The sequence below is a fragment of the Thalassolituus sp. UBA3500 genome (genome assembly GCF_002377545.1).
In the GTDB taxonomy this organism is placed as follows: Bacteria; Pseudomonadota; Gammaproteobacteria; order Pseudomonadales; family Oceanobacteraceae; genus Thalassolituus.
The window spans coordinates 92,763-115,689 of the sequence record NZ_DFQB01000001.1 but is presented as its reverse complement, the minus strand read 5'-3'; the positions used below and the strand labels follow the sequence as shown (position 1 = coordinate 115,689).

Genomic DNA, 22,927 nt, shown 5'->3' with positions numbered 1-22,927 from the left:
TGGCGGGATATACATCAGGAATTCAGATCTGCGGTCAGATCGTTCACACCTGCTTCTTTTAACAGTGAATCTACCAAAGGCGCCATGGCACGGTGTTTCAGGGCACTATCGACCAAAGCCTCAGGTAAACTTTGCCCGGCTTCTTTATCCGCACTCAGAATACCTTTATGGCCGCCCTCACCCAGACCGCTCAGCCCATCAATCGATACGATCTTCATACCGTCGATGTTCTCCAGAGGCTTGACGCTTTCACGGATAATCATTGGCAGACTCTCATGCAGGCTCAATACCCGCTTCAGAGCAATCTGTGCTTCGCTGAGGCTGTTCAGAGCCTCATTCATTGCACGTTGACCTTCTGCATCGACCATATATTTTTCACGATCAGCTTCAACCCGGACGCGAATTGCATCGGCTTCAGCCTGTGCCTGCAAGCGCAGTGCCTCGGCTTTGTCTTCAGCAGCAAACTTCTCAGCTTCGGCTGATACTTTCACGCCTGTTGCCTGACGTTCTGCCTCTTTTTTAGCTTCGATCAGTTCGATCTCTTTTTCACGCTCTGCAATTTCTACCTGCTTCGCAGTCATTACTTTCTCTTCCGCTTTTACTGCTTCTGAGCGAGCTACGTTAGCTTCCTGATCAGCCAGCGACTGCTCTTTCGATTTCTGAGCGACCGCAATGGCACGTTCCTGCTGAGCGATTTCCAGAGACTTCTGCTTTTCAATTTCACGCTCTTCTAGCTGGCGTTCACGTTCAATTTCCTGCTCACGAAGTCGACGATCTTTCTCAATTTCGAGCAACCGCGTTTGCTGCTCAGCATCGATACGAGACTCATCGACTTCGCGTTTAGCAATAATTTCAGCCTGAAGTGCAGTCCGCTCTTTATCTGCTTTTTCTTTCGCTATATCCGCTTGTTGCTGCGCTTCACGGTTTTCAATTTCGCGTTGCTGATCCATTTGTGCATAACGGACCTCACGTTGAATTTCGAGACGCTGACGTTCCGCTTCAAGGTTTTTAGTTTCGATCTGAACCCTGGTCTCCTGTTCAACATCATTCACCTCTTTACGACGTGCTTCGATGGAGCGAGTCATTCTCGAAAGACCTTCAGCATCGAACACGTTGTCTTGCTGGAAGAATTCACGTGGAGTCTGGTCCAACCCTGTGAGAGACACAGACTCGAGCTCGAGACCATTCTTTAACAGGTCTTCACTCACTACCTGCTGCACTTTCTGAACGAACTGGCTACGCTGCTCGTGCAGCTCTGCCATTTCCATTTCGGCTGCTACAGAGCGCAGAGCATCAACAAACTTACCCTCGATCATCTCTTTCAGAGCTTCAGGGTCCAACGTACGCGCACCCAGTGTCTGAGCGGCGTTTGCGATTGCATCATTCTCTGGCTTAACCCGCAGATAGAATTCAGCCAGAACATCAACACGCATACGATCCTTAGTAATAAGTGCCTGCTGTTCCTTACGTGATACAGCCAGGCGCAAGGTATTCATATTTACCGGAATCACTTCATGAAGTACCGGTAATACCATGGCACCACCATTGAGGATTACTTTCTGCCCGCCCATGCCCGTACGAACAAACGACCGCTCTTTAGAGGCACGGGTATATAACCGCGAAAAGATAATACCGACCACCAGCAGCGCAACAAACAGCACCACTGAAATAAAAATAATTGAACCAAGATTACTCATTTTTCTTCAATTCCTTATGAGGGATTCACTACTATTTATACCTGCCCCAGATTCGGGTTAGCAGGTTCTATCACTTTAAACGTTGCCCCAGCAGACTCGACCAGGAGTACCTTGTCGCCCTGCTTAAAAACAACGTCTTCCATTGGCTCGACCATCACGTAATGCGTAGTGCCGTGACGATCTTTAAAACGGGCCTCCGCTGGAGAGTTCTGACGAGCTTCACCTATGGTGATGACCGCAACCCGACCAACAAAGGTGCTGGCGGATATCGATTCTGTCTCGTCTTTGAAAACTACTTTTGCCAATACTCCGTTGCAGCCGCGCACCATTGGCAACGCAGCAACAACCGCCAAAGGAGAAGCAATTAATGCGGGTAACGTAAAACCCAGAATACTTTCAAGAACTGACTGGAAAACTAACCCCGCAAGCCCAAAAGTGGCGAGGAAAATAACCAGAAGCACCAACGCAGGAACCTGCCCGAAACGAATCCAGCCAAGGAAGCTGGTCAGCACTCCGCCAGAGCTGATATTTCCATCGATATCAAACTCAATATCAGGCAACAAACTGTCTATTGCTTCCGACATCCCAGCCCCAATCACCGTCAGCACGCCTTCAGTCAGTGCAATAATCAGCATCAGCATCAAGGCAACACTGAATGGAAAGTTATTATCAGCGAGCAAAAATTCCATTTACGATTCCGATCCGGACTTAATACGCGCAAGACGCTCTTTTATTCGATTACTACGTGACAGAGACTCCAGCTCGGCTAATTTAGCGGCATCCTGATTTCCGCTGATCCCCGGCGCACCGGCATTGTTCATCACGCGATTAAACGCTGCCGTGGCTTTCTCTACACGGCGGGAGGGTTCGCTACTGCCTGGAACACCAGGTTCACCAGAAGCTTGCGCTTCTGCTTTCCGGTACTCTTCTTTCGCTTCTTCCATTTCACGCTTTTTCGCCTGCAGCGCCTGAATGTAAGAATTCAGTTCAACGATTTCAGCATCGGCATCAGTAATTGATTTCTCAACCACCGGAAGCATGGCCTCAATGTCCATCTGACGCGCGATAGCGGCTTCTGCAAGATCATCGCGTCCTTCGTTCACTGCAATTTCAATCTGCTCCTGAAGCTCGACATGGCGGGCATTATCTTTATTCAGAGATTGGCTGCTGAGATAACGGGCCGCTTCTGTCTTGCCCAGCTGCTGCCTGACTTCTTCAATAGCTTCGTCAATTTCGCGGATCGTCTGCTCCATCACCATGACAGGTGCGACGTTCTCCAGTGAATCAATCAGAGTATTAGCGGATGCTGCTACCAGGCGCCCGATTCTTGCGATGTATCCTTCCGGCATAATGTGTTCCTCAGTGTGTCGTTAATCTATTCAGTCAGAGTTTCAATCAAATGAAGAAGCCGCTGTTTACGGTCGACATCTACTTCTTCAGTACGATTGGCATGTTCAGATATCAGAGCAGGTAACAGTTGCTTAACCAATTGCTCAGCAACAGGGAGTAAGCCGTGCTCCAGGTTTCTTAGAAAGGCGTCATCACGCGTAGTGGCCTGCACAGATGCGGCGATCTCGGCTACCCCAATCAGCAGAGCCTCACACACATCACTGCGTGATTCAGGGTCAGATTTACATTCTGCAAGGATGGGCGCTGCTACTTCTGAAGACGACAAGTATGCTCGAGAAAAACTTTCGGAACCGACCTGCTCGCGCGCCATGCGGATCAGCTCACGTACTTTTTCACTCTGGGTGACAGCACCATTTTGCTCAATACGCATAAGATACGCGTAATCTTCCGGAGACAGTCTGACGCTGATGGATTGGGATTTGTTTAGCACCCTATCGTCCTTGAGTTGATGTTCCTTATTTGCATACAAATGTATACACCCTTAGCTGTACTGGTCAAGCACTTTCGTCATAGCGAACGGCTATTCGTATGATCGATAAAACCAAATATGAGAATGATTCTCAGGTGATATTCTGAAGCCATTGATGTAACTCACAGCGAGATCAGACTCATGACCAAGACCATCAGCTTTGCAGTTATGCACTTCGCCATTGCCTTTTCTGTGGCTTACGCCCTGAGTGGTAGCTTTATTGTCGGTGGAGCAATCGCCATCGTGGAGCCAGCCATCAACACAGTAGGATATTACTTTCACGAGAAGATTTGGGCGCGCCGAAACACAGAGATGAATACGCCGTTGGCATGTGCGTGATACAGCGATGCTCAGCAAAGCCTGATACCCTGTATGATCGCAATATCCACCGACAGTAAGTAGAGAGTTATGACGCAGACCATTTCCCTGTTCGCCGATGTGCAGAATATTTACTACACCTGCCGACAGGAATTCGGGCGTCACTTTAATTACCGGGCCTTGTGGAACGAATTCTCACAGGGGCGCGAAGTTCATACCGCCGTCGCTTACGCTATTGATCGCGGTGATGCCGGGCAGATGAATTTTCAGCGTATTCTCAAGGAACTCGGTTTCCATGTACGACTTAAACCTTATATTCAACGTCGTGATGGTTCAGCAAAAGGCGATTGGGATGTCGGTATTACGATTGATCTGGTGGATGCAGCGCCTGCCTCAGACATTATCGTATTGCTTTCAGGCGACGGTGATTTTGATCTGGCTCTGGAGCGCGCTCGAAAGGATGGCGCGCAATGCTGGGTTGTCGGCGTAGAGGCACTCACGGCGCGTTCTTTAATCGACGCCGCGGATCGTTTTATTCCGATTGATGAGCGCCTGTTACTGCCTGCATCAGGTAAGTAGATGCAAGAAACACAACGATTAAGCCCGATGTTAAAAACAGTGTTTAAGCTGGAGTCTCGGCCAGAATCACCGCTCTTAATGGCGCTGGGTAGCCTTCCGCTGTTTTTGAAGAGTCTTCAGGATCAAGAAAATCCGGCAACGAATTAAACCGCATCCAATCAGTACTGCGCTGCTCATCCAGCGACGTCTGATTCAGATCGACGACCCGGGCATTGCGTAAGCCCGCGCGGCGACACCACAGCAATAAGGTCTCAACAGAAGGTAAAAACCAAACGTTGCGCATCATGGCGTAGCGGTCTTCTGGCATCAGCACCTCGCCCAGCCCGCCTTCAATCACGAGAGTCTCGAGCACCAACTGGCCACCCGGGCGCAGCGTGTCACGCAACTCCTGAAGATGATCAATCGGTGACTTACGGTGGTACAGAACGCCCATTGAAAACGTGGTATCGAAAGCACGTAATCGTGGCGGTACGTCTTCCATACGCAGCGGCAAAAGGTCGATATTTAACCTTCCCTGTGCCCTTTCAGCGTATCGTTTGTAGGCCTGAAACTGCATAAGAAACAATCGTGACGGATCAACACCGATCACCTGGCCAGCCCCCTCACCCAACATGCGCCACATGTGGTAACCAGAGCCGCAACCAACATCCAGAACCGTGCGACCTCTTAACGGCGCAAGATGTGGCGCGACACGATCCCACTTCCAGTCAGAACGCCACTCAGTATCAATGTGCGTATTAAAAAACTGGAACGGACCTTTACGCCACGGCATTAAACCACGCAGACCGGCCTCCACGGCTGCGCTATCTTCATCAGAGATATGTGCTTTAGTCAGGCGAAGATCATGCGCTGTCAGATCACATTGATCCGGAGTGATCGCGGGGAGAGAATCCAGTGCTTCGAGCCAGCGAGCCTGATCACCATGCTCTTTGTCATGCAAAAACAATTGCAGCTGATCACGCAGTACATTTCCCCAAGGGGCAAATTTACCCTCACGCAGAAACGCATGAACATGATCAAACCATGGCAACAGGGAGTCATCGGAATACGTCATTATTTTATGGCTAAGTATGAAACGAAGTTAAAGCACTGGTACCAACGGATCACCTGTGAGAATCCCGCCTGCATCAGGCGCTCTCGGTGGGCACTTTCTGTTTCGGGTATCAATACGTTTTCAATGGCACTGCGCTTCTGTGAAATCTCCAGATCGGAGTACCCATTTGCCCGTTTAAAATCGTGATGCAGCTCTGTTTGCAGAGCCTGTTCCTGATCATCAAAGGCGATTTTTTCAGACAGAATTAATGCCCCGCCTTCACAGGTTGCCTCGGCAATACGGGTTAATAACGCAAGGCGTTTTTGAGGTTCTATAAATTGCAGAACAAAATTGAGCGCGGTGACTGAGGCATTTTCTATCGGGCATTCACAAATATCGGCACACACCAAATCAACCTCGGGGCCATCATCATCCAGCGCAAGATAATGCCCGGCGCGCTCCAGCATTGACTCGGAGTTATCAATACCGATGATTTTACAGTCGGAAGTTTTTAATGCATGACGCATGGCCAGCGTCACGGCACCGAGAGAGCAGCCCAGATCGTAAAGGTGGGTGCCTGGCTGTGCATAACGCGCTGCAATAATGCCCGACATCGCCACCGTCTCAGCGTACCCCGGCACCGAGCGTTTAATCATGTCGGGGAACACACGGGCGACCGCGGTATTAAATTCAAAATCAGCGACGGCAGTCTGAGGCGTGTTGTAAATATTATCCTGATCGCTCATTTTTCTGTCACTTCCGGGTCAGGAGACGAAGACTCAAGAGCAAACATTTCGTCCTGCGTGTTCTTTTCTTCACGCGCCACACCGGACTCATAAAGCTCATGCTCAGCGTTGGCTTCTTCCACCAGCGATTTGGCCATTTCTTTTTTTGCCCGTACGCCCAGCTTGCGGAACTGATCAGCCTGATTGATCAGGTTGCCACGACCGCTTTTCAGCGCTTTCCAGGTATCGTCGTAGGTGCCCTGAACGGTGTTCAGCTGTTTACCCATGGTTTCCATACGCTCAGCGACGATCACCAGTTTGTCGTAAATTTTCCCGGCCTGGTCGGCGAGTTTTTCAGTGCTTTTATTACGACGTTCAATCGCCCAGATACTTGCCACCGTGCGCAGAGTAGCCAACAGTGTGGTGGGCGTAACGACGACAATGCGCTTATCAAAAGCTTCGTTAAACAGGCTGTCATCCTGCTCGAATGCCGCCATGAAGGCGGGCTCTACCGGCATAAACAGAAATACAAAATCCGGCGAATTCAGCCCTTCGAGCTGTTGATACGCTTTATCACTCAAAGAGCGGATATGCTGGCGGATGGCTTCAACGTGCTGGCGCAGATACTGCTGACGCTCACCGTCATCTTCGGCGTTGACCATATCGGTGTAGGCGTTCAGTGAGACTTTAGAATCGACAATAATATGCTTATCGTCCGGCAGGTTGATGATCACATCCGGGCGGTAGCGTTTGCCTTCGTCGTTATTCAGCGACTGCTCGCGGACAAATTCTTCGCCCTCCCGCAGACCTGATTTTTCGAGGACTGTTTCAAGAACAAGCTCGCCCCAGTTGCCCTGTTTTTTCTTTTCACCACGTAAGGCGGTCGTCAGTGCATGGGCTTCGGCACTCATCTGCTGATTCAGTTTATGCAACTCACCAATCTGAGCCTGCAATGACGCTCGATCCTTGGCATCTGAGACGTACACATCTTCGACTTTCTTTTTCAGGCCATCGAGCTGTTCCCGAAAAGGATTCAGCAATGCGTTAATGCCCTGTTGACTCTGTTCGCTGAACTGCTTGGTTTTCTGCTCAAAGATTTTCTGTGACAGGTTTTCAAACTCTTTCAGGAGCTGCTCACGCGATTCATTTATGACCGCAAGCTTCTCATCGGCACTGCGCTGCTCCTGCTGCCGGGCTTCCTGCTCGGTCGCCAGCCGCGACTGCACATCACTCAGCTGGGTCTGTAACTGCGCTGATCTTGAATCCGATTCGGTCAGCCGTTTCTCCAGTAACTGCTCCTGACGCGATAACGCAGACAGTTTTTCCTGTTCTCTGGCCAGCGCCAGTCCGGAATCACTGGCACGGGCTTCTGCTTCCTGGCGAATCGATCGTTCTGCAGAGAGCTGATCTGCCAGCAAGGACTTTTCTTCGCGCAGGCGCTCTGCGTCCGCCGTAAGTTGCTGAATCTGTAGCGCTGATGTTTCTTTGTCAGACGCTGCTTTGCGCTCGCGCAACAACCAGCCCAACGCAAATGTGGCTGGAACAAAAGCCGCTATTAATGCAGCGAGTAACGGTGAATCTGAAAGAAATTGAAGAGATTCGGTCATGATTTACCTAAACAAGTAATTCGCTCAATGAGTCGACCACCAGATCCGGAGCGCTATTGCGGATATCGTCGCCATGATTGTATCCGTAGGTCACTGCGACCGTCGCAACCCCTGCCGCTTTTGCCGCGGCAATATCATGGCGGGAGTCACCAATCATGATGGTTTGAGAAGGCTTTATCCCTGTTTCTTTACAGGCATGCAAAACCGGAACGGGCGATGGCTTTTTTTCAGCGAGGTCATCGCCACAGAGAAGGAACTGAAAATACGCCTGCCAACCTAGAGATCGAATTAACGGCTCGGTAAAAAGACGAGGCTTGTTGGTGACCAGGACTTTCTTAGCCTCAATGGTTTGCAGAAACTCATCGACGCCATCAAACGCGCCGGTCGCGTTATGAAGACAGGCAAGATACGCGTCATCGAAATGCTTTCGCGCAACCGCCACCTCGTCGGCATCGAGCGCTAACGCCGCGTCTTCGTTTCCTTCTGCCAGCGCCCGACGCACCAACATATCAGCACCGTTACCTACCCAATGCGCTACCTGTTGTGGACCTGCCGCTTTACGACCTAGTGCCACCAGCATCTTGTCGGTTGCTGCTGCCAGATCAGGCACGCTGTCGATCAGAGTGCCATCCAGATCGAGCAGTACCAGCTGCGGCTGACCATCGCCTGTCAGTGTGCAGACGTCTGCATTGAACATGGATCAGCTGCCCGCTTTGGCGATTTCAGTGCGCATGTCATCAATGACGGTTTTGTAATCTGGTGCATTAAAGATCGCAGAACCAGCAACGAACATATCCGCCCCAGCAGCGTAAATTTCACCAATATTGTCGACCTTCACACCACCATCGATCTCAAGACGGATATCATAGCCTGACTCGTCAATCTTCTTACGTGCTTCACGCAACTTATCCAGCGTCGCCGGAATAAAAGACTGACCACCAAACCCTGGGTTAACCGACATCAACAGAACGACGTCAAGCTTGTCCATAACGTAATCCATATAGTGCAGCGGCGTTGCCGGATTAAACACCAGACCGGCTTTACAGCCCGCGGCTTTAATCAACTGCAGGCTGCGGTCGATATGATCTGACGCTTCCGGGTGGAAGGTAATGTAGGTTGCTCCGGCTTCGGCGAAATCGCCGATCATCTGATCAACCGGGCTGACCATCAGGTGCACATCAATCGGTGCAGTGACACCGTGATTACGCAGTGCCTTGCACACCATAGGGCCAATCGTCAGGTTCGGCACATAGTGGTTATCCATCACATCAAAGTGAACGACATCGGCACCGGCTGCCAGAACGTTATCGACCTCTTCACCTAAGCGGGCAAAGTCGGCGGACAGGATAGACGGGGCAATCAGACATTCCTTCATGGGCTTGGATTCCAGGGCAGTGAATTTCGGCGTATTGTACGTGCTCTCACTCTCCTGTGCCATTTCCAGTGCCATTCTGTCTCCTCTAGCATTGGGCATAGGGAACGGTTTTTGCTGCTGTTCTCCAAAGTCCCGGATTCGCGATTATTCTGACGCTATGAAACCAATGTTTGCCGCTATCATGATTCTGCTTGCCATCCCGTTGCCGGCATTCAGCGAAGATGAGCAGAGCCAGGCGCCTGCTCTGCAAGAAACCGCATCGGAAGAAGCCGCAACAGAGAAAAGCACCAGGGAGGCAGGGGATTCCGAAGACTCACCCGCACCTGTCGCCCCCATGCGGGCTGTCCCGTACCCGGATTCAGAAAGACACCAGAGCATCATTGAGCATCTGGCACTTTTTCAACGTTCTGATGAGGTCGTCACTCTCGTCGCCGGTCCCGATTCATTTTATGGGCTATTCCTGCGGGAACAAAGCGGCCGACCGCAGGGCGGTGCACTGATACTTCATGATATAGAGCAACATGGGCACTGGCCTGAACTGGTCGCTCCTCTGCGAGAAGCGCTGACTGACTACGGCTGGACCACACTTGCCATTGAACTGCCCAGCGCCCCGGTAGAGAGATTGCCGGTTCGCAAACCTACAGAATCCACCACCGGCTCTTCTGAAGACAACACAGAGAGCTCAGAGGATATCGCCGCAGAAGACGATGAGGAGGCAGGTCAGCAGCAAGTCGAAAACACGGAAGATGAGAACACTGAGCCTGACGACAACAGCAACGATGAGCCTGTTGAAAGCAGCGTTTCCGAGGAGGAGACCGGCCTCACTCCTGAACAGAAGCGCAAAGCCTACACCGACGGTATTGCTGAACGTATCCGTTCTGGATTGGGGTATCTGGCCAGTCGGGGCCAGCTGAACAATGTACTGATTGCCCACGGCGACAGTGCGGTCTGGGCAGCAAATGCCGTTCAGACACGTCAACGGGAGACCGAGAATTCGAACGGTCTGGTATTGGTACTGGTCGATCCCAGAGAACACCCACTGAGCCCACTGCGCTTGTCTCAGGTTCTGGAAACTCTGGAAGTTCCGGTACTCGATATTCTCACAGCAGATGCGAGATCCTCTTCCTGGCAGGACAAACAACGCATCGGCGCGATGAAACGTCGTCATCGCGACCGCTACCAACAAATTCACCTGAGCAGCGCCTCTGCCGACAGCAATACCGTACTGCGTCGAATCCGTGGCTGGCTCAGAACAAATGCTGCCGGCACAGAACTACCCTAATTCAGAATCTATTCTAAGCTTAGTGGAAACGCCCACCTGATGGAGAGATGTTGTGGCAGCGCCAGTATTCATAATTGCAGCCAGCGTATCCGCTGAGCTGCACCAGGCAATGATTGAAGCCCGAGGCCTGGCCTTAACAGCCAAAAATGCCAGGGCACTTGCAGTCCGTGCGGGTAGTAAAACAGTTGGCTTCCGGGCGATTACCGATTTCATTGAAGAACTTGCCAGCGCCATCATCTCACAGTCACGAGTGATCAATCATCACGCTGAGAAACTATCAACGCAGGCGGTCACCGCGTGGCACTCAGATAACGCGATGGCACAGTTTCGTTGGGTTGAAGCGCAGAAGCCGGAATACCTGGCCTCGATCAGCCCCCACATCAACCAGTGCGACAAACAGCTTAATGCGCTCAATCACGAGCTACAGATCGGCCTCAGAGACCTGATTGGGCAAATTGATGAGAGTTACAAACACATCCGGACTGCAAACCTGATTGCAACCTCCAGCCACGTTGAAGCCGCAACCGCTGGCGACTTCCGCGAACAACTGGAGGTAATTGCCGACAACATCCGCAAAACGGCAGACCGGATTGCAGCTCATCTTAATCGCGCTAACAGTCTGCTCAGCCAGAACCACAGGGAAAGGAAAATCGCATGCTAGCCACCGTTTTGTATGAAGATGGCGACCACCGCTGGACCATGTTTGCGCGTGACCCAGGTAAGCCAGACGGCATTATCGACACCAATCAATACCTGATTCAGAGCGGCGATGAAGCTATCCTTCTCGATCCCGGTGGCATCGAGTTGTTCGCACCAATGCTGACTTCTGTGCTTAAGTACGTGCCGGCGGAGGGCATCACTAAGTTATTCGCATCCCACCAGGACCCTGACATCATATCGTCGCTGGGTCTCTGGGATCAGGCTTTGCCAAATGCTGATCTTTATTCTCCGTGGCTGTGGGAAAGCTTTATCCGTCACTTCGGCATGAATAACATCACCTATAAGGCAATCCCCGATGAAGGTATGACGATCACGCTCGGACGTATCCAGCTGCAGTTTATTCCTGCGCACTACCTGCACTCTTCTGGCAATTTCCATGTTTGGGATGCCAAGGCCGGTATTCTCATGAGCGGCGACGTTGGCGCCGCACTTGAAGAGCCGGGCGCCCCGTTATGGGTAGATAGCATGGAGCGGCATGGGCCGAAAATGAAGAAATTCCATCAGCGTTGGATGCCCTCAGACGCGGCCAAGCACGACTGGATTCGCAGAGTCAGTGCGCTCGACATTAAGATCATGGCCCCTCAACACGGCCGGCTGTTTAAGCCACCTCACGTTGCCGACTTCCTGCGTTGGTTCGATCAATTACCAGTGGGCGTCGCTATTAAAGGCTGAATATCTCTTTTCCCGGCAAATGCCTTCCCTGGCAGCCGGGATCGCCCCCGTTACTGCTCCCGTTGAACGAGGCGTCGTGATAGCATGCCTGCGAATTTTCTCTGGAACATCGCGCATGGATCTCCCTATATTTCAGATCGACGCTTTTACGCTGAAAAACCCGAGCGCCCTGAGTGGCAACCCAGCAGCCGTTGTTCCGCTTAATGACTGGCTCGACGATCGTCAGATGCAGGATATTGCTGCAGAAAACAACCTCTCCGAAACGACCTTCTTTGTTAAACAGGACGACGACAGCTATCACTTGCGGTGGTTTACGCCGACCAGTGAAGTCGACTTGTGTGGACACGCTACTCTGGCAACCGCCCATGTGATTCATCAGATTCTGGGGGATGAGCGGGAGCAACTGCCGATGACCTGTCAGGCGGGTAACATATCGGTCAGCGTGCTGAGTAAAAAGTCCCCAGTGCGCTATCGCCTGGAATTCCCGCAACGTGCACCGGAAGCAGTCACGGGGAAACGTTTACTGAACAAGATCAGTAAAATACTTAATACTGATGTGCAGGAACTGCACCAGTCCCGAGACCTGATTGCCGTCCTCAAAGACGAAGCTGCTGTTCGTGACTGCAACCCTGATTTCGCAGCATTAGGTGACCTGGATTGTTTTGCACTGGCGATCACTGCACCGGCGGAACATGGACGCATTGACTTTGTCAGCCGCTTCTTTGCACCACGCCAGGGAATAAATGAAGATCCGGTAACCGGTTCTTCGTTCTGCTCTCTCACGCCACTGTGGGCAGAAAAGCTCGGAAAGACCCGCCTTCAGGCGCGGCAGATCTCTCAACGAGGTGGCCAGCTTAGCCTTGATATGAAAGGTGATACCGTGAGGATCACCGGATCTACCTACCACTATATGCAGGGTGTTATTCGCATTCCTGACTGACAAGTCACTGCACCAGATCTGCAAAACCAGCTACACTCTGAGCTATGGTTTCAAATACAATTCTGCCACCCGTCTTTGTACCTCCCGTTCAGGATAGCGAACGGGAGCAGGCCCCTGCCCGCAAACAAGCGACGCAAAACATTGATGAGAGAGAGGCAGCCCGAAAGGTCGAGTATATTCCAGCAATACCGGACGATGCCGACCTTGAGGCCATGGCAAACAGCTTTCAACGTGAAAAGACAGCTGGACCCACCTCTGCCTATGGTGAGGTCGCGGCAATGTCGGTTGAAGATAATCGCGGTCGGTTGCTCGACCTGTATGTCTGAAAGCCCGACCTGTAAATCTAAAGGAAGGTTACTGCCCTGAAACAGGGTCTATCCGGTAACTGGCCTGAGTAGAGTCCCCCCACCCCATATCCGCGTTCAGTGAATCTGCGATGTGGCGAACCGAAATATCGGTCATCACCAAGCCATCATCCAGCATCGACGCCTCGATGAGCTTTTTACGTAAACGGACTTCAAGCGTTCCGCTTTCGTCAAAGTGCCCCCGGCTGTGAATATGAGTCACCAGGTTGCCCGCTTTATCCAATAGACGCGCAGACACGACGACAACCCCTGGCTCATACACTTCGGCATTGATCGGGATTAACCACTCATCACCTTCACTGGAAATGTTACCGACCCCCTCTATCAATACCTTAGGGCTGAAAAGCTCGATATCCACCGAAGACTCAACCGGTAAGCGCTCCGGTGCCTTGAGAGTCAGAACCAACGTCAGTTCATCTGGCCAACCGGGTTCTGGGGTTATCATCACACTACCAACGGTACCCTCTCCGGTCTTAATCCAGTCGGGTGAGGCTTCGGCTATGTAATTTCCCTGGCGGGTCGTCACTGCCAGAGACATATGTGCGCCGCGCGGCGGCTCGCCTGATTCAGGAGCAAATTGCATTCTTGCTGCGATTTGCTGGTTTCGACGGAATCTGTATTTGAGTACCTGCAACGTCAGGCTGGCGGTCATTTCGTCCGTGCGGATACGTTCGGTATATGTCACCGGCTTCACTGCTCCGGCCCAGATTTCACCGCCAATATCCATAAGTTCGAAATCACCGGCCGCAGTGGGCGGCAGTGCAGACAGGACCCTAATAGACTGATGCCGGTCTGACGACAAGAGGTCAGGCGAGAGGAACTGCATGGTGAGCGCAATTAACGCTCCCGGAAGCAATAAAATGCCACCAAGTAACCAGGATTTTGACGAGTTTTTCATGCCGGTACGAACCAGATTGTTATTTTTGTGCCTTCGACAAATCGAAGAGACATGATAGACAGCACTGTAAGTGTAGTAGCAAATCTGGCCTCAACGCAAAAACCTCAGACGCAATTTTGAACGCCATCGCATTGTGTCCGGATTTAGCACCCGACAGGTCAGATTACTGCCTCTACACACTAACACCTTAACGGTGGCACGTCATGCCATTGCCCAAGACATTTAAATAGAGTGGAATACTGGGTTGAGCAATGGAATCTGAACGCAATAAACAGGACATGATAATGACAATAAAAAAGTATGTGCCTGCAGCTCTTGCTGCTTTAGTCGCACTGGGTGCTAACACTTCACTGGCGGGTCAATACGTTGTAACCACCAGAGTCGCACAAGATGATGCCGGAGAACGGTTTCAGAAATGGTTTCCCGAGATGGCCGTTAAACGCCGTATGGCCGACCGTCGCCGCTGGGTTATCAACCTACCTGATCACAACACCCGTCTGATCGAAGCGCTGAAGCGCTACAACCTGATCGAAGCTGTCGAGCCAGACATCCATGTGACTGCCAGCCTGGTACCGAACGACCCGTATTTCAGTCAGCAATGGGGGCTATTCAGTGCGGCCGCTGGGATTAACGCCCAGGATGCCTGGGATATCACTCAGGGCGCAGGGGCTGTAATAGCTGTCGCAGACACCGGCTACGTTCCACACCCGGATCTGAATAATAATCTTCTGCCCGGCTATGACATGATCAGTAGTTCGAGCAGTGCCCGCGATGGTGATGGCCGTGATGGCAACGCCATTGATGAAGGCGATTACACTACGTTCTGGACGTGCGGCTACTCCAGTAACTCGTCATGGCATGGCTCTCATGTTGCTGGCATCGCCAACGCCACAGCCGATGATGGTATCGGCATTACCGGTGTTGCTCCTCAAGCGAAACACGTTCCTGTCCGGGTACTGGGCACCTGTGGCGGATCACTTTCTGATATCGCTGATGGTGTTCTGTGGTCTGCTGGCTTACCCGTTGCCGGGCTGCCAACCAACAACAATCCTGCTGACGTGATTAATATGTCTCTGGGCGGTGCCGGCAGTTGCCCTGGCTTTATGCAGGATGCCATTAACGCTGCCACGGAGGCAGGATCTGTCGTGGTGGTTGCTGCTGGCAATGAAAACACCAACGCTTCTGGTTCTGTTCCCGCCAACTGCAACAACGTCATTACTGTCGCCTCGGTAGGCGTCGATGGCAGCCGCGCCAGTTACTCCAACTATGGTAGCGTCGTTGATATCGCAGCACCGGGTGGTGGCAACGGTGACGGCATTTTAAGCACGATTGACAGTGGCTCGCAGGGGCGTGCTGGTGCAGCCTACGCAAAATACCAGGGCACCTCGATGGCTGCACCTCAGATCGCAGGTGTCGTCGCCCTAATGCGTTCTGCTAACGCGGCACTCTCTCCGCAGGATATTGAAACGGTTCTCAAGAACACAGCTCGTCCTTTTGTCGGAAACTGTGACGGCTGCGGAACAGGCCTGGTGGATGCCCACGCTGCATTATTAGCGGTCACGGGCGGAGAACCAACGGATCCGACAGACGCAACGGATCCGACAGACGCAACGGATCCGACAGACCCAACGGATCCGACCGACCCAGAGCCCGTTATTGAAACAATCACCTACGGCGGCTCAACCAATATCACGCTGAATGACGCAAGCCGTTACTGGTGGTTCTTCACTCGCGAAGGGGTTTCACGAGTGTCTCTGAACGTGGATAACAACGGCGACAATAGCCAGGCGAACGTTGTTATTAACCACAATAATCACAACGAACTGAGTGTAACCCTCACCGCTCCTGACGGTTCACAGACCGCCATGAGCCGCACTGGGGTATCTGGTACTGCCGGGCAGTATGCAGCGACCACCGGCGGCATCAGCGGCACTTACACACTGACTATTGTTGATCGCAGTCCTGGTAACCGTGGCAGTCTGAACTACTTCACTGTCACTCAGGATGAAGAACAGTAAGCGCTGCCAAAAAAAGCTGAAGCATAAAAAAAGCCGCTCAATGAGCGGCTTTTCTTTGTCAGATATTCAGCAGAACTTACTGCTCAACACCTTTCATAGTCAGCTTAACGCGACCTTTCGGATCAACGTCCATCACGTGAACCTTAACTGTCTGGCCTTCGCTCAGGTAGTCAGAGACGTTTTCAACACGCTCTTCGCTGATCTGAGAGATGTGCAGCAGACCGTCTTTGCCTGGCAGTACCGTGATAAAGGCACCGAAATCAACAATCTTGCTGACTTTACCTTCGTAGGTAACGCCCACTTCGATGTCGGCTGTGATGCCTTCGATCATATTGATTGCCGCATCAGCGCTGGCTTTATCTGTGGCAAAAATCTTGATCTCACCGTCGTCGTTGATATCAACAGAAGCACCGGTCTTCTCGGTGATGTCACGGATGGTTGCACCACCCTTACCAATGACGTCACGGATCTTGTCAGAAGCAATCTTCATGGTCGACATGGTCGGCGCATTTTCAGACAGCTCTTTACGAGGCTCAGCGATCACTTTGTTCATATCTTCGAGAATGTGCAGACGCGCTGCTTTCGCTTTCTCAAGAGCGATTTCCATGATCTCTTCAGTAATGCCTTCGATCTTGATATCCATCTGCAGTGCAGTGATACCTTCATCGGTGCCGGCTACTTTAAAGTCCATGTCGCCCAGGTGATCTTCATCACCCAGAATATCGGTCAGTACAGCGAACTTCTCGCCTTCTTTAATCAGACCCATCGCGATACCGGCAACCGGTGCTTTGATCGGCACACCCGCATCCATCAGCGCCAGAGAGGCACCACATACAGACGCCATAGACGAAGAACCGTTAGATTCAGTGATTTCTGATACCACACGGATGGTGTATGGGAATTCATCCTGAGTCGGCATCATCGCCTGGATACCACGACGAGCAAGACGACCGTGACCAATCTCACGACGACCCGGAGAGCCCATACGACCTGTTTCACCAACAGAGTATGCTGGGAAGTTGTAGTGGAACAGGAACGGATCAGTGGTCAGACCGTGCAGGAAGTCGATCATCTGAGCGTCACGAGCTGAACCCAGAGTCGTAGTCACGATCGCCTGAGTTTCACCACGAGTAAACAGAGCAGAACCGTGGGTGGTTGCCAGTACACCAGTCTCAATCGTCAGCGGACGAACGGTATCGTTGTCACGGCCGTCGATACGTGGGTTGCCATCAACGCTGCGCTGACGAACTACTTCGTACTTCAGCTCGCCAACCATGTCAGTGATCTCGTCAGCGGTGAAGCCTTCTTCACCTTCAGCAGCGGCCAGTTTTTCAACGGTCGCGGCTTTAACTTCATCCAGCTTGGCGTAACGAGCCATCTTGTCAGAGATGGTATAAGCTTCGCCGATTGCAGCCGCAGCTTCTGCTTTAACCGCTTCGTACAATGCTTCGTTACGGGCCTCTGCAGTCCAGTCCCAACGCTCAACACCCAGCTCTTCAGTCCACTCGCTGATAGCAGTGATCGCGCTCTGGAATGATTTGTGTGCGAACAGAACCGCACCCAGCATTTCGTCTTCGGTCAGTTCGTCCGCTTCGGATTCAACCATCAGAACGGCGTCTTTAGTACCCGCAACGACCATGTCCAGCAGAGAGTCTTCGAGCTGTTCTGCAGTTGGGTTCAGGGTGTAACCGTCTTCGTCAGTGAAACCAACGCGGGCAGCACCAATAGGACCGTTGAACGGTACACCAGACACAGCCAGTGCCGCTGATACAGCGATCATGGCACAGATGTCCGGATCAACGCCCTTCTCAGACGCCATCACAGTAGGAATTACCTGTACTTCGTTCAGGAAACCTTCTGGGAACAGCGGACGGATAGGACGGTCGATCAGGCGAGAAGTCAGGGTCTCTTTCTCAGAAGGACGACCTTCACGCTTCAGGTAGCCACCCGGAATACGGCCAGCGGCGTACATTTTTTCCTGGTAGTGAACAGACAGCGGGAAGAAATCCTGGCCCGGCTTAGTGCTCTTCGCAGCAACAACGGTTGCCAGCACCTGAGTTTTACCGATGGTTGCGAGTACTGCGCCATCAGCCTGACGTGCAACGCGGCCAGTTTCGAGAGTGACGGTCTTACCGCCGAATTCAAACGTTTTTGTCTTAGCAACAGGGATATTGCTCATTCAGTCTTTCCTTACATTTTTACAATGAGTTCCCTACGTGACTGCCGGTGCTTCTAAGCATTGACCTTCAGTCGATAAAACCGAAAGAAGATAAATGGTTAGAAGCACCACCGTGGATTACTTGATACACGGGGTTGGCACCACAGCTTACGCAGGTTGTGTTTTTTGAAGTTACAGAGGGGCAGTACTTACAGTGAAAACAATAAGAGCCGCAATGCGGCTCTTATCTTGCTGTTCGCGCTTACTTAGCGACGCAGACCAAGCTTCTTGATCAGCTCAAGGTAACGATTTGCATCTTTACCTTTCAGGTAGTCCAGCAGCTTGCGACGCTGGTTTACCATGCGGATCAGACCACGACGTGAATGGTGATCTTTCTTGTTGCTCTTGAAGTGACCCTGCAGACCATTGATGTTGTAAGTCAGCAGTGCAACCTGTACTTCAGGAGAACCAGTATCGCCTTCAGCGGTCTTGAACTCGTTTACGATTTCAGCTTTCTTTTCAGCAGATAATGCCATGTTCTTAACTCCATGAATGTGCCTTAAAAAACATCACCACCGTGCACATTTACAGTGGCATGCGTCGTCACTTATGTGACGGTTAAACCGTGTCCGGAAGCGCGACCTGTAACAGGCGTTGCGAACGGATGGCGCCGTTTTCAACCCGGCCAATGCCAAGCAGAATACGAACCCCAGATTCAACGGCCCATAATTGTACAGAAGGGTTGTCTGTTAAGCCAGTTTTTATAGCCTGTCCCTGCAGTAACCGTGCGGCTTCTGCCAGAGAAAGTGATACTTCCGGCCAGGACTCCGGTAAAGCGGTTTCTGGAGGCATCAGGAGCGCGTCCAAAGCGTCTTTATCATCACTCTGCTCTGCGAGTTGCTCCAGCTCTTCAAGCGTATGAGACATGGCTTCATTGTATGGCCCAGAATGCGTGCGGTGCAGGTCCTGAACGAAAGCGCCACATCCAAGGGCTTCGCCAATATCTTCGACAAGAGTGCGGATATAGGTGCCTTTGGAACAACGTACACTTAAGCTCAGCGAATCCGGAGTGTAGGTGTTCAGGGTCAATTCGTGGATACGGATAACGCGGCGTTTCTTTTCAGCGACAGCGCGCATTTCATCCTGTGACATGCCCTGCCGGGCCAGCTCATAGAGCGGCTTACCGTCCATTTTGAGTGCCGAGAACATAGGTGGAACCTGCTCGACGTCACCTCTAAAATTGCGCAAAACCCCTTCGATTTTATCAGCGTCCAGCTCAGGTACCGGACGCTCCTGCAGAACTTCGCCTTCTTTGTCGCCAGTACTACGTACCTGGCCCAACGCGCCGACCGTGTCGTAGCCTTTGTTCGAGTCGAGCAGTAACTGTGAAAACTTGGTGGCTTCGCCTAAGCAGATGGGTAAGACACCGGTCGCCTCGGGATCGAGTGCCCCGGTGTGCCCGGCTTTGTTGGCATTGAACAGACGCTTAACCCGCTGCAGAACCTGATTTGAGCTAAGCCCCAGTGGTTTGTTCACCACCAGAATGCCGGAGATGTCCCGGCCTTTTTTCTTTCGTGCCATATCAGTTCTGAGCGTCGTCCTGATCGCTATTATCGCCTTCATGACGGGCGTCATCTTCTGCACGCGCCTGTTTGATCAGCCCAGTCAGATGATGGCCTCGCTCCAACGTTTCATCGTAATGAAAGCGCAGTTGTGGCGTCACTCGCGTCGTCAGGATTCTTGCCAGTTGTGAGCGCAGATAGCCTGCGGCTTCGTTCAGAATCTTGCTGGTGTTCGCACGAATTTCGGCATCGGTTTCGCCCTTGGCACCCATCACAGTGAAATAGATGTCGGCATAACCGAGGTCTTTCGCAACCTTAACCGAATTCAGGGTCACCATACCCAGATTCGGGTTCTTCATTTCAAACTGAATCATCTGCGCAACTTCGCGCTGGATCTGCTCCCCGAGTCGGGAAGTACGGCTGAAATCTTTAGGCATTTTTATCTCTCTGAGGCCAGCTTTCCGGCCTGGTAAATGCGGATTCCGGGCGTTGCCCAGAGACACCAAAGCCCGGCATGGCCGGGCTCTGGTTTATGGTGCAGGCACTCCTGGTTACAGAGTACGTGCAACCTCTTTCACATCGAAGACTTCGATCTGATCGCCAGGGCGAACATCCTGATAGTTCTTCACGCCGATACCACACTCAGTGCTCTGGCGAACTTCCTGCACGTCGTCTTTAAAGCGACGCAGAGATTCCAGTTCACCTTCGTAGATCACCACATTTTCACGCAGTACACGGATTTTCTTATTACGGTAAATCGTGCCTTCGGTCACCATACAGCCAGCGATCTGACCGAACTTAGGCGACTTGAACACATCACGTACTTCAGCAATACCCACAATCTCTTCGCGTAACTCAGGTGCCAGCAGACCGGCCATTGCCTGTTTCACGTCATCGATCAGGTCGTAGATAACGCTGTAGTAGCGCATATCAACATCATTACCTTCAACGACCTTCTTAGCGGCGTTGTCAGCACGGACGTTGAAGCCAAATAGTACCGCGCCAGCCGCGACGGCCAGTGTTGCGTCAGTTTCGGTGATACCACCGACGCCTGAAGCAACGACGTTTACTTTCACTTCGTCAGTTGCGAGCTTCTGAAGTGAAGACACGATCGCTTCAAGAGAACCACGAACGTCAGTCTTGACGACGACATTCAGTGCAGCCACTTCGCCCTCTGCCATGCCGGCAAACAGAGCGTCCAGTTTCGCGGCCTGCTGGCGCTGCTGATGCTGTTCTTTCAGCTTGGTTTCACGGAACTCAGCAACTTCACGTGCTTTCTTCTCGTTCTCAACAACCATGAAGTTGTCGCCCGCGTCTGGCGTACCGTTCAGACCCAGAATCTCTACCGGAATAGAAGGACCCGCAGACTCAGTCGGCTTGCCGTTCTCATCGAGCAGCGCACGAGCACGACCGTAGCAAGTACCCGCCAGAACCACGTCACCTTTCTTCAGGGTGCCGTTCTGAACCAGAAGAGTTGCCACTGGACCGCGACCTTTATCAAGACGCGACTCTACGACAACACCCTGACCCGGGCCTTCAAAGTGAGCTTTCAGCTCAAGTAATTCAGCCTGCAGAATGACGGCTTCCAGCAGTGCCTCAATCCCCATACCGGTCTTCGCGGATACTGGGATAAATGGAACATCACCGCCCCAGTCTTCCGGAATCACATCGCGTGCTGACAGTTCGTTTTTAACACGATCCGGATCAACACCTTCTTTATCCATCTTGTTAACGGCAACCACCAGAGGTACGCCTGCCGACTTAGCGTGTTGTACCGCTTCTTCGGTCTGAGGCATTACACCATCATCGGCTGCAACCACCAGAATCACGACGTCGGTTGCCTGAGCACCGCGAGCACGCATTGAGGTAAACGCCGCGTGCCCTGGTGTATCCAGGAAAGACACCATGCCGTGGTCAGTTTCAACGTGGTACGCACCGATGTGCTGAGTAATACCACCGGCTTCACCCGAAGCGACACGCGAGCTACGAATATAATCGAGCAGCGAGGTTTTACCATGGTCAACGTGACCCATCACGGTAACCACAGGTGCACGAGTGGTTTCATCGCCGTCATAACTGACGCCTTCAGTCACGTCCTGCTCCAGCTGGTTGTCGGCAATCAGCTTAGACACCTTGTGACCCATTTCTTCGACAACCAGTGATGCAGTGTCCTGATCAAGAGGCTGATTAATGGTCGCCATAACGCCCATTTTCATCAGTTCTTTAATCACTTCACCCGCTTTCACGGCCATCTTAGAGGCAAGATCACCCACAGTAATGGTTTCAGGAAGTTCAACTTCACGAACCACTGGTGCTGTCGGCTTAGTAAACGCATGCTCGTTATTTGCATTGCGGTTACTGCTACGACCTTTGGTCTTCAGCTTAGCTTTTGGTCGACGCTGATTACGGCCACCACGATTATCTTCATTATCGAATCGGCTATCTTTGTCAGTACGCTTACGCTCAGGTGTTTTGTTCTTCTTACGCTGCTGCTCATCGCGCTGTTGTGCCGCTTCGGCCTCAGCACGCTTCTGCGCTGCTTCCTCTTCTGGCGTCAACGCAGGTTTTGCATCAGCCTTCTTCTTCGCTGGCTCTTTAGCTTCTGCCGGTGCTGCTTTGGCTTCAGCTGCAGATTCCACAGGCTTAGTTTCTGAAGGTGCCGCTACCGGCTCAGCTTTCGCAGGGGCAGCTGCTTCAGCTGCCGCTTTTTCTGCTTCTGCCTGCGCTTTTAACGCTGCTTCTTTTTCTGCTGCAATACGCGCTTCTTCTTCCTGGCGTGCTTTTTCTGCCGCCACGTCCACTTCTTCGCGCTTCACATAAGTACGCTTTTTACGGACTTCGATATTGACCGCTTTTTTACCGCCCTGACCGGTTTTCAAAGTCGTAGTGACTTTACGCTTCAGGGTGATTTTCTTCGGTTCAGCATTCGCTTCGCCGTGACTTTTTTTCAAAAATGCGAGCAGACTCTGCTTCTGCTCATCATTCACGGTGTCAGCCTCAGAGCTCTGAGGCAGGCCCGCTTCTTTCATCTGGGAGAGCAGGCGGTCTGTGCTCGTCCCTACCACGTCGGCGAGTTCTTTAACTGTTACATCTGCCATA

The 22,927-nt window shown here is 52.0% G+C and carries 23 protein-coding genes; 8 read left to right on the top strand and 15 right to left on the bottom strand.

Going from position 1 to position 22,927, the window contains the following annotated elements:
• Positions 1 to 14: 14 nt before the first annotated feature.
• Genes B2R29_RS00565 through B2R29_RS00550 form a run of 4 tightly spaced genes read right to left on the bottom strand, consistent with a single transcriptional unit; the run spans position 15 to position 3,537 of the window.
• Positions 15 to 1,697 carry a flotillin family protein gene (locus tag B2R29_RS00565; RefSeq protein ID WP_301179311.1) on the bottom strand — a complete coding sequence of 561 codons (1,683 nt, stop codon included), beginning with the start codon at positions 1,695 to 1,697 and terminating at the stop codon, positions 15 to 17.
• Between the two features lie 35 nt (positions 1,698 to 1,732).
• Positions 1,733 to 2,386, bottom strand: coding sequence for a YqiJ family protein (locus B2R29_RS00560; protein WP_301179310.1), 654 nt, complete (start codon positions 2,384 to 2,386; stop codon positions 1,733 to 1,735).
• Complete coding sequence (locus tag B2R29_RS00555; RefSeq protein WP_301179309.1) at positions 2,387 to 3,046, bottom strand: PspA/IM30 family protein; 660 nt, start codon at positions 3,044 to 3,046, stop codon at positions 2,387 to 2,389.
• A gap of 26 nt (positions 3,047 to 3,072) precedes the next feature.
• Positions 3,073 to 3,537, bottom strand: coding sequence for a hypothetical protein (locus B2R29_RS00550; RefSeq protein ID WP_301179308.1), 465 nt, complete (start codon positions 3,535 to 3,537; stop codon positions 3,073 to 3,075).
• Between the two features lie 180 nt (positions 3,538 to 3,717).
• On the opposite strand from B2R29_RS00550, the gene B2R29_RS00545 reads away from it, so the two are divergent.
• Together B2R29_RS00545 and B2R29_RS00540 are read left to right on the top strand one after the other, a co-directional pair.
• Complete coding sequence (locus tag B2R29_RS00545) at positions 3,718 to 3,915, top strand: DUF2061 domain-containing protein (RefSeq protein WP_301179307.1); 198 nt, start codon at positions 3,718 to 3,720, stop codon at positions 3,913 to 3,915.
• A gap of 69 nt (positions 3,916 to 3,984) precedes the next feature.
• The gene (locus tag B2R29_RS00540; RefSeq protein WP_301179306.1) at positions 3,985 to 4,473 is read left to right on the top strand and encodes an NYN domain-containing protein; all 489 of its coding nucleotides are present in this window, start codon (positions 3,985 to 3,987) and stop codon (positions 4,471 to 4,473) included.
• A gap of 43 nt (positions 4,474 to 4,516) precedes the next feature.
• Here B2R29_RS00540 and cmoB read toward each other — a convergent pair whose 3' ends face one another.
• From cmoB to rpe, 5 genes are read right to left on the bottom strand one after another with little or no spacing between them, the layout of a single operon-like run.
• A complete protein-coding gene (cmoB, locus tag B2R29_RS00535) occupies positions 4,517 to 5,527 on the bottom strand; it encodes a tRNA 5-methoxyuridine(34)/uridine 5-oxyacetic acid(34) synthase CmoB (protein WP_301179305.1) in 1,011 nt (336 codons plus the stop codon).
• Positions 5,527 to 6,252: a carboxy-S-adenosyl-L-methionine synthase CmoA gene (cmoA, locus tag B2R29_RS00530; RefSeq protein WP_301179304.1), complete on the bottom strand. Its 726-nt coding sequence runs from the start codon at positions 6,250 to 6,252 to the stop codon at positions 5,527 to 5,529. Before cmoA ends, cmoB begins: the two co-directional genes overlap by 1 nt.
• The gene (gene rmuC, locus B2R29_RS00525) at positions 6,249 to 7,838 is read right to left on the bottom strand and encodes a DNA recombination protein RmuC (RefSeq protein WP_301179303.1); all 1,590 of its coding nucleotides are present in this window, start codon (positions 7,836 to 7,838) and stop codon (positions 6,249 to 6,251) included. The genes cmoA and rmuC overlap by 4 nt, the downstream gene beginning before the upstream one ends.
• A gap of 7 nt (positions 7,839 to 7,845) precedes the next feature.
• Positions 7,846 to 8,535, bottom strand: a complete 690-nt coding sequence (locus B2R29_RS00520) for a phosphoglycolate phosphatase (protein WP_301179302.1) — start codon at positions 8,533 to 8,535, stop codon at positions 7,846 to 7,848.
• A 3-nt stretch (positions 8,536 to 8,538) separates the two neighbouring features.
• Positions 8,539 to 9,213, bottom strand: a complete 675-nt coding sequence (gene rpe / locus B2R29_RS00515; protein WP_301179473.1) for a ribulose-phosphate 3-epimerase — start codon at positions 9,211 to 9,213, stop codon at positions 8,539 to 8,541.
• Positions 9,214 to 9,370: 157 nt separating this feature from the next.
• Between rpe and B2R29_RS00510 the strand changes: the two genes are divergently transcribed.
• The 5 genes from B2R29_RS00510 to B2R29_RS00490 all read left to right on the top strand — a co-directional run bounded on the left by B2R29_RS00510 (position 9,371) and on the right by B2R29_RS00490 (position 13,153).
• Positions 9,371 to 10,495, top strand: coding sequence for a DUF3530 family protein (locus B2R29_RS00510; protein WP_301179301.1), 1,125 nt, complete (start codon positions 9,371 to 9,373; stop codon positions 10,493 to 10,495).
• Between the two features lie 52 nt (positions 10,496 to 10,547).
• Positions 10,548 to 11,156: a hypothetical protein gene (locus B2R29_RS00505; RefSeq protein WP_301179300.1), complete on the top strand. Its 609-nt coding sequence runs from the start codon at positions 10,548 to 10,550 to the stop codon at positions 11,154 to 11,156.
• Positions 11,150 to 11,887 (top strand): MBL fold metallo-hydrolase, encoded by a 738-nt coding sequence (locus tag B2R29_RS00500; protein ID WP_301179299.1) that lies wholly within the window; start codon positions 11,150 to 11,152, stop codon positions 11,885 to 11,887. Before B2R29_RS00505 ends, B2R29_RS00500 begins: the two co-directional genes overlap by 7 nt.
• A 115-nt stretch (positions 11,888 to 12,002) precedes the next feature.
• A complete protein-coding gene (locus B2R29_RS00495) occupies positions 12,003 to 12,827 on the top strand; it encodes a PhzF family phenazine biosynthesis protein (RefSeq protein ID WP_301179298.1) in 825 nt (274 codons plus the stop codon).
• A 44-nt stretch (positions 12,828 to 12,871) separates the two neighbouring features.
• The gene (locus B2R29_RS00490) at positions 12,872 to 13,153 is read left to right on the top strand and encodes a hypothetical protein (RefSeq protein WP_301179297.1); all 282 of its coding nucleotides are present in this window, start codon (positions 12,872 to 12,874) and stop codon (positions 13,151 to 13,153) included.
• A gap of 28 nt (positions 13,154 to 13,181) precedes the next feature.
• On the opposite strand, the gene B2R29_RS00485 is transcribed toward B2R29_RS00490, so the two are convergent.
• A complete protein-coding gene (locus B2R29_RS00485) occupies positions 13,182 to 14,090 on the bottom strand; it encodes a hypothetical protein (RefSeq protein WP_301179296.1) in 909 nt (302 codons plus the stop codon).
• A 284-nt stretch (positions 14,091 to 14,374) separates the two neighbouring features.
• On the opposite strand from B2R29_RS00485, the gene B2R29_RS00480 reads away from it, so the two are divergent.
• Positions 14,375 to 16,108: a S8 family peptidase gene (locus B2R29_RS00480; RefSeq protein ID WP_301179295.1), complete on the top strand. Its 1,734-nt coding sequence runs from the start codon at positions 14,375 to 14,377 to the stop codon at positions 16,106 to 16,108.
• Between the two features lie 76 nt (positions 16,109 to 16,184).
• Here B2R29_RS00480 and pnp read toward each other — a convergent pair whose 3' ends face one another.
• From pnp to infB, 5 genes are all read right to left on the bottom strand, one after another.
• The gene (gene pnp / locus B2R29_RS00475; RefSeq protein WP_301179294.1) at positions 16,185 to 18,287 is read right to left on the bottom strand and encodes a polyribonucleotide nucleotidyltransferase; all 2,103 of its coding nucleotides are present in this window, start codon (positions 18,285 to 18,287) and stop codon (positions 16,185 to 16,187) included.
• Positions 18,288 to 18,532: 245 nt separating this feature from the next.
• Complete coding sequence (gene rpsO / locus B2R29_RS00470) at positions 18,533 to 18,802, bottom strand: 30S ribosomal protein S15 (protein WP_068441582.1); 270 nt, start codon at positions 18,800 to 18,802, stop codon at positions 18,533 to 18,535.
• Positions 18,803 to 18,884: 82 nt separating this feature from the next.
• Positions 18,885 to 19,847 (bottom strand): tRNA pseudouridine(55) synthase TruB, encoded by a 963-nt coding sequence (gene truB / locus B2R29_RS00465; protein ID WP_301179293.1) that lies wholly within the window; start codon positions 19,845 to 19,847, stop codon positions 18,885 to 18,887.
• A 1-nt stretch (position 19,848) separates the two neighbouring features.
• Positions 19,849 to 20,265, bottom strand: coding sequence for a 30S ribosome-binding factor RbfA (gene rbfA / locus B2R29_RS00460; RefSeq protein ID WP_301179292.1), 417 nt, complete (start codon positions 20,263 to 20,265; stop codon positions 19,849 to 19,851).
• A 114-nt stretch (positions 20,266 to 20,379) separates the two neighbouring features.
• Entirely contained in the window at positions 20,380 to 22,926 is a 2,547-nt protein-coding gene (infB, locus tag B2R29_RS00455; RefSeq protein ID WP_301179291.1) for a translation initiation factor IF-2, read from the bottom strand.
• Between the last annotated feature and the right edge of the window lies 1 nt (position 22,927).